The organism is Psychrobacter muriicola 2pS (assembly GCF_904846535.1).
Classification (GTDB): domain Bacteria; phylum Pseudomonadota; class Gammaproteobacteria; order Pseudomonadales; family Moraxellaceae; genus Psychrobacter; species Psychrobacter aquimaris.
Genome location: NZ_CAJHBC010000002.1, coordinates 42,412 through 58,169, shown reverse-complemented (window position 1 = coordinate 58,169; position 15,758 = coordinate 42,412). Strand labels below are relative to the sequence as shown.

The window sequence follows — 15,758 nt, the reverse complement described above, 5'->3', positions numbered from 1 at the left end:
GTCGTGAATATTATCATGAATACAATCCGCTTATCTTATCTACTATATCACCATAATAAGTCTTATAGCGTTAGCAGATTTATAAATTTATCATAATAATTACATTCAATTTCAAATGATTTTTCAACGATCGCTACCATCTTTAATCGACGGTGATACTTTGCGCGTCATCTATAGGCGCTGCCGAGTAAAGCTGCTATTATTCCCAATCTTATATGAGCATACAAGGGACCATTGAGCCATGCCACACAATACATCTTACTCGTTACCAAAAGACAGCAAAGCATGGCAACAAGCCGTCGACTCTATTGCGTCACTGTTACCAGATAACACGAACTTACAAGATTTTGATGCGCTACAGTCCCTGCCTGTTTTTGCGCTTATCGTCGTGCTACCAACCAAAGTATCGACTCTTGATATTCATCAGTATGTGCAATCATGGGTGGATGAACAGCCAAGCTGGCATTTGGTCACCGTCGCTGAAGATACCGATGCCAGTTTTGTCAATATCACCGTCTCTGATACAGAGCCAACGGCAGCAAACGCACAGCGCTTACCCTTTACCCAAGCACAAGTATTTCGCTATTTGTTGGTTCCAGTCACTGACACCCTCATGCATCCTGGCAAAAAGACCGCAGCAGCTCACATCATTGATGATCAGCTAACCACGCGCTTGCGTCATGACTTGACTGAAGAATATAACAACACCCGTCGTGCGGGCAGTGCAGATAATCTAAACGTCGTCGATTGTCATATATTATCTGTCGGTCATATGCTACGTACCCACAAGCTTGCCTGCTTTGATATGGACTCGACCTTGATCGAACAAGAAGTCATCGTAGAGCTGGCAAAAACTGCTGGCATTGGCGCAGAAGTCGAAGCCATTACTGAAGCTGCAATGCGCGGTGAAATTGACTTTGATGAATCTTTTGCCCAACGTGTGGCATTATTAAAAGGCATCTCTACCGATGTGCTTGATGATATTTGTAGCCGCTTGACGTTATCGGTCGGTGCGCGAACCACCATCAGTGCGTTAAAAGCACTGGGCTATCATACGGTATTGGTATCAGGTGGTTTTACCTACTTTGCCCGCTATATCGCTGAGCAATTGGGCATTGATGAGGTTCATGCCAACGCGCTAGACATCGAAGAAGGTGAAGTCACCGGTCATGTGCAACTACCCATCGTTAATGGTGCCAAAAAAGCCTCTATCGTCGAACATACTGCTGAACGTTTAGGCATCGAGATGTCACAAGTGGTCTGCATCGGCGATGGTGCCAATGATTTACCGATGATGTCCATTGCAGATTTAGGCATCGCTTATCATGCCAAACCCATTGTCCAAGCACGCGCTGATGCCGCGATTAATGTCACGGGGCTTGAAGGCACACTTTATGCCTTAGGTTATCCAGCATTCGCACCTGCTGAGTAATCGCTAAATACTTTAGATTATCAAATAAGCTGGGTTGATGCCTTTCTCATTAATCCAGCTTTTATGCGTTAGCACACTTTTCAGGTGCTCTAGTATGTTTAGTAGTACCAACCTCTGATACTTATTTTTAGATAACATTTACTTTTAGATAATGAAGGATTGTTCATGACGGCATCACCATCACCACGGCAAAATGAGCCGTCAGCGCCACAACCACTGAATAAGAGCAGCACTACATCCTCCTCCAATAGTTCAAAGCAACTATTCGGGGTTTATGTCAAAGGAATGGCCATGGGCGCAGCGGATATCGTACCAGGTGTCTCTGGCGGTACCATTGCGCTGATTGCAGGCATTTATGAGCGCTTGATTAATTCACTTAGTAGCATCGGCCCCAATCTCTGGCAGATATTTCGACAGGAAGGCGGGATAAAAGGTTTGGTTGCGGTATGGCGACAAGTTGATGCGACTTTTTTATTATTTTTGTTATTGGGAATCGCCACCAGTTTTGCTACTTTAGCCGGTATCATTAAGCACCTACTGGACAACCAGCCCTTATTTATTTGGTCATTTTTTTTTGGACTGGTCATCGCAACGGTATTTATCTTATTAAGTGAAATTAAGCGCTGGAATATAGGGCGCGTGGCATTGTTTGCTGCCGGACTAATTGCCGCTGTGGTAATCAGTAGTATGCCTCTACTCACGGCAACGCCAAGCCTACCGTATTTATTTTTTGCAGGGGCGGTTGCTATTTGCGCCATGATATTGCCCGGTATATCAGGGTCTTTTATATTATTGTTATTAGGTGCTTATGACACCGTATTGGAGGCCGTACATACCCTTAATTTTACGGTAATCTTCACGGTCATTGCAGGCATGGCAACGGGATTGTTATTATTTACCCGCGCACTTAAATGGCTATTATCGCGCTACTATCAGGCAACTTTGGCTTTGCTCACAGGTTTTATCGCAGGCTCGCTTGTGAAAGTATGGCCATGGAAAGTCGATGCCGTAGGCACGCTTAATAGTGACGCGATAAACAACGTGATGCCATGGCAGTATCCTACCGGTCCACATTGGCTAACCACTGTAGGATTGATGCTACTAGGCGCGATTTTAGTCTCACTATTGTCTTGGTGGGGAACTCGTACCAATCGAGCTTAACCCTACCTGAAGCCTGCATCAGGCTGTTTTTAAAACTAGAAAACTCTCTCTACTCTTAACAATAAGCGCCCATCCTTGCGGCGCTTAAGCTCAAATTCTGCCATACAAAACCATCAAAACGTGCTAAAAAACCAAACGTCAACGGTTGTCGCAAAGTCGCCTGTGCCCTCTTTAGCTTTGTTGCTCAAACTTTCATAATGACCTCATTGGAATTCACCTTATGAATAGCGAGATGAATAATGTTACTGACTATATTTGCGGTTATTGGTATAGAAACGTGGAGCACGGCGGCACTGCTTGGTTATAGCTTGCTAGCAGGCTTGATTTTGGCGCTTGCCTTATCCTCACAGCGCTGGCTGCTGTGGTATCTATTTGGTGGTATGGCATATTGGTTGGCGGTTGAGGGAATACAAAGCCTTGTAGCGGGTCGTCCTATGCTATCAGAGCTTTCAGAATTGCACAGCTATATCATCGCCATGGGCATCAGTTGGTTGCCTTTAGCAGGCTGGGTACTGTATCGGGCGTTACGTTACGAGGATGTCAGTCAATCGGTTCAGCAGCAGCGTAAATTGGAAGCGGCACGCTATATCGAGCATACACCTGTTTATGATGATGACGACTACCAACCGCGCTTCCACTAATAGAGTCGCGCCTATATCAATCAGATACGCTGTCAGGCTACCTCATTCACTATTTGCGGTACTTGCATTCCTGATGCCTAACCTGTATCTAAATTATTTTTATCCGACTGTATCTCACCCAAAAAGTACGATTAGCCGCGTCAAAATCGCTTAATCTAGCATAGGTATTGCTAGCATTCATTTTCGCTGCTACTCTCATTTTTATAAATGCTATCAACTTGTTTCAACTATGGTAACGTCATTGAATGTTACAAGATACTTAACGCTCTCTACGTAACTCCTAAAGAATAGCAACCTCTCCATCGTTTATAATCTAGTTATATATTTGTCACAAAAATTGTTATAAAGTACGCATTATTTTGCGTCTCATTTTTTAGGAGTTTGATTATGTTTACTGTTCCTGTATTAGATATTAAATCTGATCCGTTAGATGTGCTGTTGGCTGTGATTGGCTATCGTTTGTCCATGCTTGCTGATAGTGATAACGAAGATGTGAAAGCGTTATTTGCTGATCGTAATGTTACGATTGAGCTTGCCAGCGCCGAAGCGGATATCGCCCGTTATTTTGTCTTTGATAATGGACATTTCAGCCAATACAGTGGCCATGCTAAAAAAGCAGACCTAACCATCAACTTCAAGGATTCGATGACGGGCGTTAAGCTTTTGACCAAAGGAAACCTACCTGCCTTTATGACTGCCGTGCAAGAAGGCAACCTCAGCATTGAAGGTGACTATAGTCTCATGATGTGGTTCAATAAGCTTGCTAAGCATATCGTGCCCGCCATTCCAGAGGAATACAAACCGTACGTCCAAAAAGCCAAACCTTATGCCTATAAAGCTCAGCAATTTGCCAATCATTGGATTGGGGTTGCTAAGCACAAACTTGGCAAATAATGACGTAAATCTAGCGACGTAAATAAAGAAAACAGATAACGACTATTTATATCTCAGTTACTTTACTCTTTAGCAGTGTTCTGATTTTCTAAAAAGGTTGCGGTATACTATATCGCAGCCTTTTTTATTATCTAAAACCTTATGGCTTTACACACAACTCTTTTGACCACTATTCTCTTAAAAACGATTGTTTCAAAAACTATTATAAAAGGAATTATATGATGGCAGGATTACTTAACATCTCAGAGCCTAATGCCAGTAGCCCCACTGACACGTTCAATAATCAAAATAATAGCCACAACGGCTTGAACAATGACTTTTTGGCCAGCCTAACAACGGATGCCACCAAAGCCAACCAACCAATTGCCCGTAAGCATAACCGCGAAGAAATCGCCGAACTGTTTGACCTGCCTTTGATGGATTTGTTATTGCAAGCACAAACGATACATCGGGCGCACTTCACTGCCAATGAAGTACAAATCAGTACTTTGTTATCGATCAAAACAGGTAACTGCCCCGAAGATTGTGGCTATTGCTCACAGTCAGGTCACCACCGCGACACGACTAAATTACAAGCAGAGAAGCGCATAGAAGTCGATAAAGTCATTGCTGCGGCCAAACGTGCCAAAGCCAGTGGCTCGTCACGGTTCTGTATGGGTGCGGCATGGAAACAGCCAAGCGCCAAAGACATGCCCTATGTGGTTGAGCTGATTAAGGAAGTCAAGGCATTGGGACTTGAGACCTGCATGACCCTTGGTATGCTAGATACCAATCAAGCGACGCAACTGGCGGATGCTGGATTGGATTATTACAATCATAATCTAGATACCTCACGTCGTTATTATGAGCAAGTCGTCAGCACGCGGAGCTATGACGAGCGCTTAGATACGATAGATAACGTGCGCAACTCAGGCATCAATGTCTGTAGCGGCAATATCGTCGGCATGGGTGAAAGCCGTGACGACCGTATCGATTGGGTACATGAGCTGCTAAAAATGCCCAAAGCACCAGAGTCTATTCCAGTCAACCTACTCGTCCCGATTCAAGGCACACCGATTGGCGATAAAGTCTTGGCAGAAGGTCAACTGTCAGTGATTGAGTGGATTCGTACTATTGCCGTAGCACGTATTTGCTGCCCGACCAGCTATGTGCGTTTGTCTGCTGGCCGCGAAAGCCTATCCGACTCTGAGCAAGCCCTGGCCTTTATGGCAGGTGCCAACTCATTCTTTTATGGCGATAAACTGCTGACTACTGGCAATGCAAGCCAATCAGGCGATGACAGACTCATGCGTGAGCTTGGCTTAACAAAGCAGTTTGCCGCACCAAGAGCGCCCAAAGTATTGCCTGTGATGGATGCGATGAGTGGTCATCAATCGCAAGTGGTAATGGCAGAGTAGCATTTTTTATCGCTACCATTATTGGATAATCTGCGCTAAGCTTGCCGACATTATTGATGATAAAATATTAAATCGTAAGAGAGAATGTGATGGCAGATTATTTTAATTGGATTAAAGCGGCGCATATTATATCGATGGTCTGCTGGTTTGCTGCGATATTTTATTTGCCACGCTTGTTTGTCTATCATGCAATGAGTGACGACAGCATCAGCCATGAGCGCTTTGCTATTATGGAGCGCAAGCTTTATCGCGGTATTATGACGCCATCGATGATAGCAACATGGGTCTTTGGTCTATGGATGTTGGGGCTAGGCTGGGATGTATATAAGACCCAAGGCTGGTTACACGTCAAGCTCTTATTAGTGGTACTACTCTCTGGCTATCACGGTGCTTGTGGATTTTATCGTAAAAAGCTGATAGATAATCCACATTATAAGACGCATAAATTCTGGCGTTGGTTTAACGAAGTACCAGTGTTTGCTTTGGTCATTATCGTCATCTTAGTAGTGGTCAAGCCCTTCTAAAATTCAGTAAACATGCTAATAACTGATTTTTAGATCTGAACACATCTAAACAAAAAGCGTCCGTTACTTATTAAAGTAACGGACGCTTTTTTTAGGACATAATGAAGATGAAACCTTAAACACTAGGGCGCATGATTTGATAGACATTACTCAAATCATAAACACGGTAACGCGCAGGTTCGCGGCGGTTTTCGCCCGCATAGCTGAGGATCAGTGCTTGCTTTGCGCGCTCATCAACCCAGCCGACAAACAGTCCACTATGCTCGACGCCATTGTAGCCATGGTTGATATAATAGAGCCAATCCCCGACTTCAATCTCGCCACTATTGGCATACGGGCCTTGACCATAAGTACCTTTATGAATGGTATCGCGTGTCACTCCGGCGCGTTTAAACACGGCATTCAGATAGTCCCAGCAGCCACCTTGAATGATCGCGCGCTCATTCAGCGCCATCTTGCGTGCGGTGCTAACCACTTCACGTGCGGCCAGACTACTCTGCATCTCCGCACTGCTTAGTAACGGTAAATACTCACTATCGACATTATCATAATTACCCGATAAAAATGCAGGGAGTACCGCAGGCGCTTGACGCGCTACTTCAGGATAACGATAGGATGTCTGAGTCGCTGGTGGAATACTAGAAGTATTTGAGCGATAGGTTGCTGCACGTTGCATGGTGGAACGAGTACTGACTTTGGCAGAGGGCACGGCTGAGTATGATGGTGTATAGCGTATACTGAAATCAGGTTGCACAGATTTTTGGGCGATCAGCACACTCATACTATCTGCATGGGCTTGACCTACTAGGCCAACGGTAAACAATAAAAGACTGCACGACGCTGTAACCGACGACGACATAGACACAGGCAAACGCGACATGACCAACTCCTTGTCAATAAAACATAAATGACAACATAAACTATAATAATAGGACTTTCTAATCTTACTTATAAACCATTTAGACATGACGCTGCAAGCATTATTCGGCTCAAATGACCGATAAAAGGTATAAAAATACAGACTAATGGTTAGATAAGAGGAACACGTAGAAGAACGATAGAGAGCTGATGCTAAATAAAAAGGAAGTGAAATAAGCAGTGTTTAGATTAAATACTGCGTAGATAAAATATTACTTAGATAAAGTCACTTAGGATTTCATAGCTCAATCCAGTAGATGATTGGCTAAGAAATAAGTTAATCGTTACTCATTTTGATATTCACATGCCGCTTGCCCAATGCTTGACCCTGCAAAATAGCTTTGGCAGCGGTTGCCTCTTGGATACTATCAAAGCCGCTAATATGGTATTTGCGTATATCATCACAATCAACAATCTGTAACTGCTCACCAATAAGCATGATTTTATCACCGTCGGTCAACTGAATATGCTCACGCTTACCTTGATTGTCATGCACCAGCTCACCAGCACGCAGCCATAAGATGCCGCTACTGATAGCGCCGGCCATGGCTTTTTTCTGTTGTTGGCGTTTTCGGTTAAACATAAAACTACCAATAATCAATAGCGCCAATGCGCCTATAGCCAAGCGTTCAGGCAGCAGACTCATTGCCAAAGCAACCGCCACCGCGCCGATAAGTAGTGCAGACCCAAACCAAAACATGCCATCATCAGTCGTTTTTGGCTGATCTTGTAGCGTGATTTTGGCACCATCGTCGGTCAGCTTGAGCATGCATGACTACCTGTTACAGAGTAATGAGAGAATAAAATTTTAATGAAAATGCGATGCGCAAGCACTCATCAATAGGACTACCAACCCAAGGCTGTTTTTTGCATGGCAATTAGCTCAGCGATGCCTTTTTCGGCAAGAATAAGCATATCGTCGGCTTGAGCACGGGTAAATGGCTTTTCTTCTGCCGTTCCTTGTAGCTCAATAAATTCGCCTTTTTGGGTCATAACCACATTCAAATCGGTATCACAGCTGGCATCTTCTTCGTAGTTTAGATCTAGATACGCTTTACCATCTTTCATACCAACAGAGACTGCAGCGACCAAACCAATCAGTGGATCTGCCTTGAGTTTTTTGCTTTTTTGGATACTCTCTAATGCATCGATAAGCGCAATAGCCGCCCCAGTTACACTAGCAGTACGTGTACCACCATCGGCTTGCAAGACATCACAATCAAGATAAATGGTATTTTCACCTAGCTTACTCAAGTCAATCATCGCCCGTAAGCTACGACCAATCAAACGCTGGATTTCTTGGGTACGGCCTGATTGTTTACCGCGTGCCGCTTCACGTTGGTTACGGGTATTGGTCGCGCGTGGCAACATGCCATACTCAGCAGTGATCCAGCCTTTACCTTTACCTTTGAGCCAACGCGGAACACCAGATTCAACACTAGCAGTACACAATACTTTGGTATCGCCAAAGCTGACTAATACTGACCCTTCGGCATGCTTAGTATAATGGCGCTCAAAGCTGATCGAGCGAAGTTGGTCAAGCTCACGATTGTCAATACGCATAAAAATTCCTAGTACGATGTTATAAAAGCAATGTCATAAAAATAATAAATATAGTGTTAGCTGGCCACTTGCGCTTTAGTTAGTGCTGTCTTTATATCACCAAATAAAATAACACTGAATGCCTGAGCCAAGCAAAATATTAAGATATCCTAACGTGGCAGCAGCGCAATAGCAAGATTCGCTCGTGCTATTGCGCCGCTACTTTAGCAAGTCATTGGCTTAACAAAGAAATAGCGCCAACTTTATTCTAACCCTTCCATCTTACGCAATTCTTTACGCAGGATTTTACCCACGTTTGATTTTGGTAATTCATCAACGAACTGTATGTGGCGCGGACGCTTGTAACCAGTCAGTTGCTTTTTGCCAAAATCCAGCAACTCTTGCTCGGTAACATCACCTTTTTTGACCACAAACAACTTTGGCTCTTCGCCGCGGTCATCGTTTGGAATACCGATAGCGCCGCATTCTGCCACAGCGGGATGCTCGCTCATGGCTTCTTCGATTTCATTTGGATAAACATTAAAACCAGAAACCAAAATCATGTCTTTTTTGCGATCAACAATTTTGATAAAACCTTTTTCGTCCATGATACCGATATCACCAGTTTTTAAGAAGCCATTGGCGGTAAAAGTTTCAGCCGTTTCTTCTGGACGATTTTGATAACCTATCATCACTTGTGGGCCTTTCACGCAGATCTCACCGCGATCACCCAATGTGACTTCATTTTCATCATCATCGATCAGTATTATATCGGTGCTAGAAGCAGGAATACCAATTTTACCCGTGAATTCAGCAATGGTCATCGGGTTAAAAGCAGCCACTGGTGAGGTTTCTGATAAACCATAGCCTTCAACGATAGGCAAGCCAGTGATTTTATGCCATTCTTTTGCGACACTAGGTAAGACGGACATACCGCCACCGATAGAGGCTTTTAGGTTAGAGAAATCTAAGTCTGCAAAGCCATCTTTATGTACCAGACCGTTAAACAAGGTATTCACCGCAGGGATAAAAGCGGGTTTGTATTTGGCCATCTCTTTAATCAGACCATCAAGATCACGAGGGTTCGGGATAAGCAAGCCAGCATAACCTCGGTACATACCATACATACCGCAGACCATAAATGAGAATACATGATATAGTGGTAGTGCAGTCAGGATGACATCGTTGGCATCAACGTCATCATCAAATGCGCTGTCCATCAATGCACTAATCTGTAGCATATTAGCAACTAAGTTACCATGAGACAGCATCGCGCCTTTGGCAACCCCTGTCGTACCGCCAGTATATTGCAATAATGCCACGTCGCTTAAATTCAAATCAGGACGCTTATATTTGCTGGCTGATACCGCATTTAAAGCGTGCTTGAAACTCACACTGTTTGGCAGGCTATAAGCAGGAATCATTTTTTTAATGTGACGCGCAACCAGGTTAACGACGGCTCCTTTCACTGTTCCTAGCATATCGCCAATCTTACAAACGATGACATGCTCAACCTGACCTTTGTCCTCTGCTTCTTGATAGGTCTTCGCAAAGTTTTCTACGATGAATAGGGCTTTGGTGCCACTGTCATGCAGCTGATGCGATAACTCTCGGCTGGTATATAAAGGGTTGACGTTGACCAGTACCATGCCTGCACGGATGATCCCCAAGGCGACCACGGGATACTGCAAAAGATTGGGCATCATCACCCCAACTTTATCGCCCTTTACCAAGCCTAATGACTGTAAGTAACTGGCAATCTGGCGACTATATATATCTAGTTGCTTATAGCTAATTGAAGCACCCATGCAGATATAAGCAGTTTTTTTCCCATAAAGGCTAAAATTACGCTCAAACACATCAAGTAAAGAGGTATTATCATCAGGCATATCGATAGTCGCGGCAATGCCGTAACGCTCATAAGTGTTCAACCATGGATTATCACTAGATATCGTTGGCATAGTAGGAAATATGCTGTCTTTATTATTTATTGCAGCATTATCGTTTGTGGTCTCTTTATTGATACTGTCGGTCATAATTTTCCCTAAATGTTACCGTTAAAAACGTAGAATAATCTAATGAAAACACCATTATTTTTTGTGATTGATCAATGACAGCATAAGCTTGTGAATAAAAAACGTGGTAACAAAAAAAGGTTTGTCATTCACAAGCTTTGTCAATCAAAGCGCAACGTTAAGTCCTTAATAAATAGCATAATAACTCAGCATAGCCGAATTAAAAACTACTTTCGCCCTGATGGTTTTATCAGACATATAGAGCAAAACTGACGTCATCTCGTCGAAAAATATAAAAATATGTCGGTGAGCACTATAGCAGTTTTGCTAAAAATTCTCTATCTCTACTGACTCGGTCATCGGGACAAAAAAAGCAATAAATACAAAAAATGATAAGGCAGCATACCAGCAACCTTACCATTTTTGGATCACGACACCCGGTACTACGACAACCACTATCACGACAACTTTAGTATCCTGATCGCTTTTTGTAGCTTCAGTATCGTGATGACTTTACGAGTGCCCAACCGTAACAGACACTCATAAAAATGCTCTGGCGCTAAAGATTGGCTGATTAACCGTGGTTCTTTTCTTCCAGCACGCGCAAATCTTTATGTAAAATCTTACCGACGTTTGACTTTGGCAACTCAGCGATGAACTCAACATAACGAGGACGCTTATAACCGGTTAAATTTTCTTTGCTATAAGCAAGCACGTCTTCTTTAGTCAAACTATCATCACTACGCACGACATAAATCTTCGGCACTTCGCCGCTCTTTTCATCATCGATACCAATGACACCACATTCTAAAATCTTTGGATGACCTGACATCACATCTTCGACTTCGTTTGGATACACATTGAAGCCTGATACCAGAATCATATTCTTTTTGCGATCAACAATTTTAAAGTAGCCTTCTTCATCCATCACGCCGATATCACCAGTACGGAAATAACCATCATCAGTCATGACCTCAGCGGTAGCATCGTCACGCTTCCAATAGCCTTTCATAACCTGCGGACCACGAACACAAATCTCGCCACGCTCACCTAGTGCTACTTCATTGCCTTCTTCATCCAAAATAGCCATGTCAGTAGCTGGCATTGGCAGACCAATATTGCCGGAAAATTCGCCCGTACCGTGTGGATTGGCGGACGCAACGGGAGACGTCTCTGACAAGCCATAACCCTGTACGATAATATTGCCTGTTATTTTTTGCCACTGCGTCGCGGTATCTTTTAATACCGCCATACCACCGCCCATCGACATCTCAAGCTTGCTATGATCTAAGGCTTTAAATGCATCACTATTTGCCAACGCATTAAACAGCGTATTAACTGCTGGGAAAAACGCTGGTGGGTGGTCTTTATAAGCTTTGATTAAGCTTGCACCATCACGCGGATTCGGCACGAGCAGCCCAATACAACCACGATATAAACCATACATACCACAAACGGTAAATGAGAAAATATGGTACAGCGGCAAGGCAGTCATGATAACCGGCTGCTCATTCATTTTTTCAAACTTATCAAAAGCATCGCCAAGGTAAGTATCACACTGAATCAAGTTAGCGACTAGATTGCCATGGGTAAGCATCGCGCCTTTTGCCACACCCGTTGTACCGCCGGTATACTGAAGTACCGCCACATCATCAAGCCCAATATTTTCAGGACGCTTATATTTTTTGGCAGAAAAGCGATTTAGTGCTGTTTTGAAGTTGGTGCTGGTTTTAAGGTTATAGTCAGGTACAAGCTTCTTCACGTGACGCACGACCATATTGACAATAAAGCCTTTTAATGGACTCATCAAATCACCCATCGACGTCACGACAACATGGTCAACCAAGTCTTTACCAATGTCTTCATACGTTTTGGCGAAGTTCTCTAAAATAAATAATGCCTTAGTGTCAGAGTCTGTTAGTTGATGCTCAAGCTCTTTTGAGGTGTAAAGTGGATTAACATTAACCAAGGTCATGCCAGCACGCAGCACACCCAATACCGCAACGGGTAGCTGCAAAATATTTGGCATCATGACGCCGACTTTATCGCCCTTTTTTAGACCAAGTGATTGCAAGTAGGCAGCAATTTGTTTGCTATAACGGTCCAATTCCTCATAAGAAAGTTTGACATCCATACAGACAAACGCTGTTTTGCCAGCATGATTGATAAAATTCTGCTCAAGTATGTCAATTAACGAGGTATTGGCAGCTGGCATATCAATGTCGTACTTTATACCAAGCTTTTCGTAAGTTTTAACCCATACTTTATCGTTACGACGAATTAGGTTACCGTGATTTTCCATAATCTTTTCTCTCCTAGTAATAGTACGCTACCGTCAACCCATGCGAATCACAGTGTGATAAAAATACCAAAACTCAGAGCGCAGACGTGTCATCATAATGGCAAGCGCGTCTGTGAGGCAATGATATGGTGATGAGCAAACAATATAGCGGTAAATAACCCTCTGTTCATTAACATACACACTTTATACAGACTACTCAATATAAAAGATTGCTACTTGAGTTCGCAAACTGTCTTGACGGGCAACAATTTCATAGCTATCAAAATCTTAATAGCTATAATCAGTAGTTTTTCAGTGATTTACTAGCGAATATTAATTCATCAATTCTTGTTGTATAAAAGCTATGAGCCAAAGCGCAAGCAACACGCACGTCCAGCACGTCACGATCTGTCGTCTATTCTGACTTATGCCTTTTTAATTTTGCCAATATCCTTTACGATAGCGCTATCCTATTTGTACGCTTGCACCAATTATTTATACCTATTAAAACTGATAAGTGAATCCTATTTTATGTCCGATGTTATTGATCCTACCATTGCCCCAATCATTCCTAATGAGCCGATGGATACTCGCTCAGTTGCGGAGTTCACTGAGCAGGCCTATCTCAATTATGCCATGTACGTCATCATGGATCGGGCGCTGCCAAATATTGCCGACGGTCTCAAACCTGTTCAGCGCCGCATCGTCTACGCCATGAGCGAGCTTGGGCTAAAATCCTCTGCTAAGGCGAAAAAATCTGCACGTACGGTCGGTGATGTGTTGGGTAAATACCATCCTCATGGTGACAGCGCATGTTATGAAGCTATGGTACTAATGGCGCAACCATTCAGCTATCGCTACCCACTCATCACTGGTCAAGGTAACTGGGGTAGCCCTGATGATCCCAAATCCTTTGCGGCGATGCGTTATACCGAAGCAAAAATGTCTGCTTATGCCAATACGTTGCTCGCAGAGTTAGGACAAGGGACGGTAGATTGGCAAGATAACTTTGATGGTACGATGCAGGAACCAACGACCCTACCTGCTCGTTTGCCCAATATTTTATTGAACGGTACCACAGGTATCGCGGTTGGCATGGCAACGGATATTCCGCCACATAACCTCAACGAAGTAGTACGCGCAGCGATTCGTCTGCTAAAAAATCCTGAGCTGTCCGTTAAACAGCTAACCCAATCGATACCAGCGCCTGACTTGCCAACGCCAGCTGAAATTATTACCAGCAAAAAAGATTTGCAGGCGATGTACGAGAGCGGACGCGGCAGCTATAAAATGCGCGCGACTTTTCATATTGACCCCAAAGAGAAAAATTTAGTCATTATCGATGCGCTGCCTTACCAAGTATCGGGCAATAAAATTCAAGAGCAAATCGCCAAGCTCATGACTGACAAAAAGCTGCCTTGGATTACCGATATACATGATGAGTCAGATCACGAAAACGCCTGTCGTATCGTGCTTGAGCTACGCTCAACGCGCGTCGATGTTGAACGTGTCATGAGTCATTTGTTTGCCAGTACGGACCTAGAAAGCAATTACCGCGTCAATATGAATATGATTGGCCTGAACGGTAAGCCTCAGGTCAAAAACCTAAAAGAAATATTAGAAGAATGGCTAATCTGTCGCCGTTCTGTGGTCACGCGCCGCTTGCAATATCGCCTCGATAAAATCGATAAGCGCTTGCACATCCTCGCAGGTTTACTGATTGCTTATCTCAATATCGATGAAGTCATTCGCATCATTCGTGAAGAAGACGATCCAAAAGCGACATTAATGCAGGATTATGATCTGACTGACATTCAAGCCAATGCTATTTTGGACATTCGTCTGCGTCAGCTGGCAAAGTTAGAGGAAATTGAGCTGCGCCGTGAGCAAGACGAACTGGCTGCCGAACGCGCCATTATTCAAGAGTACTTGGACAATCCAGACAGTCTGACCAACTTGATAATCGATGAGCTCACCGCTGATATGAAAGAACACGGCAACGAGCGTGTATCACCACTGGCAGAACGTGAAGAAGCACAAGCATTAAAAGAGTCTGACCTCGTACCGAGCGAGCCAATCACTGCCATCCTATCAAAGGCAGGTTGGATTCGTGCTGCCAAAGGTCATGACGTCGATGCTGCTGGTATGAGCTATCGTTCAGGTGACAGCTATCAAGCGCATGTCCGTGGCAAATCTAATGAAAAAATTTACGTGCTCGACAGCACAGGACGTAGCTATAGTATCGATGCTCACAATCTTGCCTCGGCACGCGGTCAAGGCGATCCGCTCACCAGTGTATTAAAACCACCAGCAGGTGCCAGCTTTGAGCAATTATTAACCGGTGCTGACGATCAGCGCATTATCCTTGCTAGCTCCGCAGGTTATGGTTTTATCAATACCCTTGGCAATCTCGATAGCAATCAAAAAGCGGGGAAAAACATCATTACTTTAACGCCTGACAGTCGCTTGCTCCCTGTTGCGCGCATCGATGCACCTGTAAATGTTACAGCCAATACTGAAGGTGATAATAGCAGCACACGCGTGGCACCTGACCATGTCGCTGTTGTGACCAATGCGGGGTACTTATTGATATTTGCCCTTGATGATTTGCCTGAACAAGCTCGCGGTAAAGGCAACAAACTGATTAAACTGAAAGATGATGAAGAAGTGCTGGCTATCACGCCACTTAGTCAGCAAGACAGCCTAGTCATTACTGCTGGCAAACGTCATGTGACGCTAAAGCCCAATGATTTGGCTAATTATACGGGCACTCGTGGTAATCGTGGTGGGCAGTTGCCACGAGGCTTTCAGAATGTGACAAGTGTTGAGGTTGGCTGATTTGGGTTGCTTAATTTTGAGTAAGCTGGGTTAAAAACCTAGCTACCACCCATGAAAAAGCCGTCTATACAGTGTGTATAGACGGCTTTTTCATGGGTGGTAGCTGGCCATGCTG

At 43.9% G+C, this 15,758-nt stretch carries 12 protein-coding genes; 7 read left to right on the top strand and 5 right to left on the bottom strand.

The genetic code is table 11. The annotated features are described in order from the left end of the window. Nucleotides 1–241 precede the first annotated feature (241 nt). From serB to hemJ, 6 genes are all read left to right on the top strand, one after another. Nucleotides 242–1,432: a phosphoserine phosphatase SerB gene (serB, locus tag JMX93_RS02615; RefSeq protein WP_496191057.1), complete on the top strand. Its 1,191-nt coding sequence runs from the start codon at nucleotides 242–244 to the stop codon at nucleotides 1,430–1,432. A 165-nt stretch (nucleotides 1,433–1,597) separates the two neighbouring features. Beyond that, nucleotides 1,598–2,593 (top strand): DUF368 domain-containing protein, encoded by a 996-nt coding sequence (locus JMX93_RS02610; protein ID WP_443510323.1) that lies wholly within the window; start codon nucleotides 1,598–1,600, stop codon nucleotides 2,591–2,593. Between the two features lie 239 nt (nucleotides 2,594–2,832). Further along, nucleotides 2,833–3,234 carry an AciT family ciprofloxacin tolerance protein gene (aciT, locus tag JMX93_RS02605; RefSeq protein WP_499203766.1) on the top strand — a complete coding sequence of 134 codons (402 nt, stop codon included), beginning with the start codon at nucleotides 2,833–2,835 and terminating at the stop codon, nucleotides 3,232–3,234. A gap of 387 nt (nucleotides 3,235–3,621) precedes the next feature. Then, nucleotides 3,622–4,128 (top strand): SCP2 sterol-binding domain-containing protein, encoded by a 507-nt coding sequence (locus tag JMX93_RS02600; RefSeq protein ID WP_193013421.1) that lies wholly within the window; start codon nucleotides 3,622–3,624, stop codon nucleotides 4,126–4,128. 221 nt (nucleotides 4,129–4,349) lie between these two features. Further along, nucleotides 4,350–5,525 (top strand): biotin synthase BioB, encoded by a 1,176-nt coding sequence (gene bioB / locus JMX93_RS02595; protein WP_499204012.1) that lies wholly within the window; start codon nucleotides 4,350–4,352, stop codon nucleotides 5,523–5,525. An 89-nt stretch (nucleotides 5,526–5,614) separates the two neighbouring features. Further along, nucleotides 5,615–6,049 (top strand): protoporphyrinogen oxidase HemJ, encoded by a 435-nt coding sequence (hemJ, locus tag JMX93_RS02590; RefSeq protein ID WP_102090486.1) that lies wholly within the window; start codon nucleotides 5,615–5,617, stop codon nucleotides 6,047–6,049. A gap of 115 nt (nucleotides 6,050–6,164) precedes the next feature. Here hemJ and JMX93_RS02585 read toward each other — a convergent pair whose 3' ends face one another. The 5 genes from JMX93_RS02585 to JMX93_RS02565 form a co-directional block, all read right to left on the bottom strand. Next, entirely contained in the window at nucleotides 6,165–6,929 is a 765-nt protein-coding gene (locus JMX93_RS02585; RefSeq protein ID WP_499203765.1) for a hypothetical protein, read from the bottom strand. Between the two features lie 315 nt (nucleotides 6,930–7,244). Beyond that, complete coding sequence (locus tag JMX93_RS02580; RefSeq protein ID WP_193013424.1) at nucleotides 7,245–7,736, bottom strand: hypothetical protein; 492 nt, start codon at nucleotides 7,734–7,736, stop codon at nucleotides 7,245–7,247. A 77-nt stretch (nucleotides 7,737–7,813) separates the two neighbouring features. Beyond that, complete coding sequence (gene rph / locus JMX93_RS02575; RefSeq protein ID WP_045443953.1) at nucleotides 7,814–8,530, bottom strand: ribonuclease PH; 717 nt, start codon at nucleotides 8,528–8,530, stop codon at nucleotides 7,814–7,816. Between the two features lie 242 nt (nucleotides 8,531–8,772). Next, entirely contained in the window at nucleotides 8,773–10,545 is a 1,773-nt protein-coding gene (locus JMX93_RS02570) for an AMP-binding protein (RefSeq protein ID WP_198332080.1), read from the bottom strand. Nucleotides 10,546–11,098: 553 nt separating this feature from the next. Then, nucleotides 11,099–12,826, bottom strand: a complete 1,728-nt coding sequence (locus JMX93_RS02565) for an AMP-binding protein (protein ID WP_499203764.1) — start codon at nucleotides 12,824–12,826, stop codon at nucleotides 11,099–11,101. 510 nt (nucleotides 12,827–13,336) lie between these two features. Here JMX93_RS02565 and parC point away from each other — a divergent pair. Beyond that, nucleotides 13,337–15,643, top strand: a complete 2,307-nt coding sequence (gene parC / locus JMX93_RS02560) for a DNA topoisomerase IV subunit A (RefSeq protein WP_499203763.1) — start codon at nucleotides 13,337–13,339, stop codon at nucleotides 15,641–15,643. Nucleotides 15,644–15,758: the final 115 nt, after the last annotated feature.

Bases quoted from the DNA above. Each gene is read 5' to 3' on its own strand.
- serB (WP_496191057.1), top strand. From the start codon at position 242: ATGCCACACAATACATCTTACTCGTTACCAAAAGACAGCAAAGCATGG.
- JMX93_RS02610 (WP_443510323.1), top strand. From the start codon at position 1,598: ATGACGGCATCACCATCACCACGGCAAAATGAGCCGTCAGCGCCACAA.
- aciT (WP_499203766.1), top strand. From the start codon at position 2,833: ATGTTACTGACTATATTTGCGGTTATTGGTATAGAAACGTGGAGCACG.
- JMX93_RS02600 (WP_193013421.1), top strand. From the start codon at position 3,622: ATGTTTACTGTTCCTGTATTAGATATTAAATCTGATCCGTTAGATGTG.
- bioB (WP_499204012.1), top strand. From the start codon at position 4,350: ATGGCAGGATTACTTAACATCTCAGAGCCTAATGCCAGTAGCCCCACT.
- hemJ (WP_102090486.1), top strand. From the start codon at position 5,615: ATGGCAGATTATTTTAATTGGATTAAAGCGGCGCATATTATATCGATG.
- JMX93_RS02585 (WP_499203765.1), bottom strand. From the start codon at position 6,929: ATGTCGCGTTTGCCTGTGTCTATGTCGTCGTCGGTTACAGCGTCGTGC.
- JMX93_RS02580 (WP_193013424.1), bottom strand. From the start codon at position 7,736: ATGCTCAAGCTGACCGACGATGGTGCCAAAATCACGCTACAAGATCAG.
- rph (WP_045443953.1), bottom strand. From the start codon at position 8,530: ATGCGTATTGACAATCGTGAGCTTGACCAACTTCGCTCGATCAGCTTT.
- JMX93_RS02570 (WP_198332080.1), bottom strand. From the start codon at position 10,545: ATGACCGACAGTATCAATAAAGAGACCACAAACGATAATGCTGCAATA.
- JMX93_RS02565 (WP_499203764.1), bottom strand. From the start codon at position 12,826: ATGGAAAATCACGGTAACCTAATTCGTCGTAACGATAAAGTATGGGTT.
- parC (WP_499203763.1), top strand. From the start codon at position 13,337: ATGTCCGATGTTATTGATCCTACCATTGCCCCAATCATTCCTAATGAG.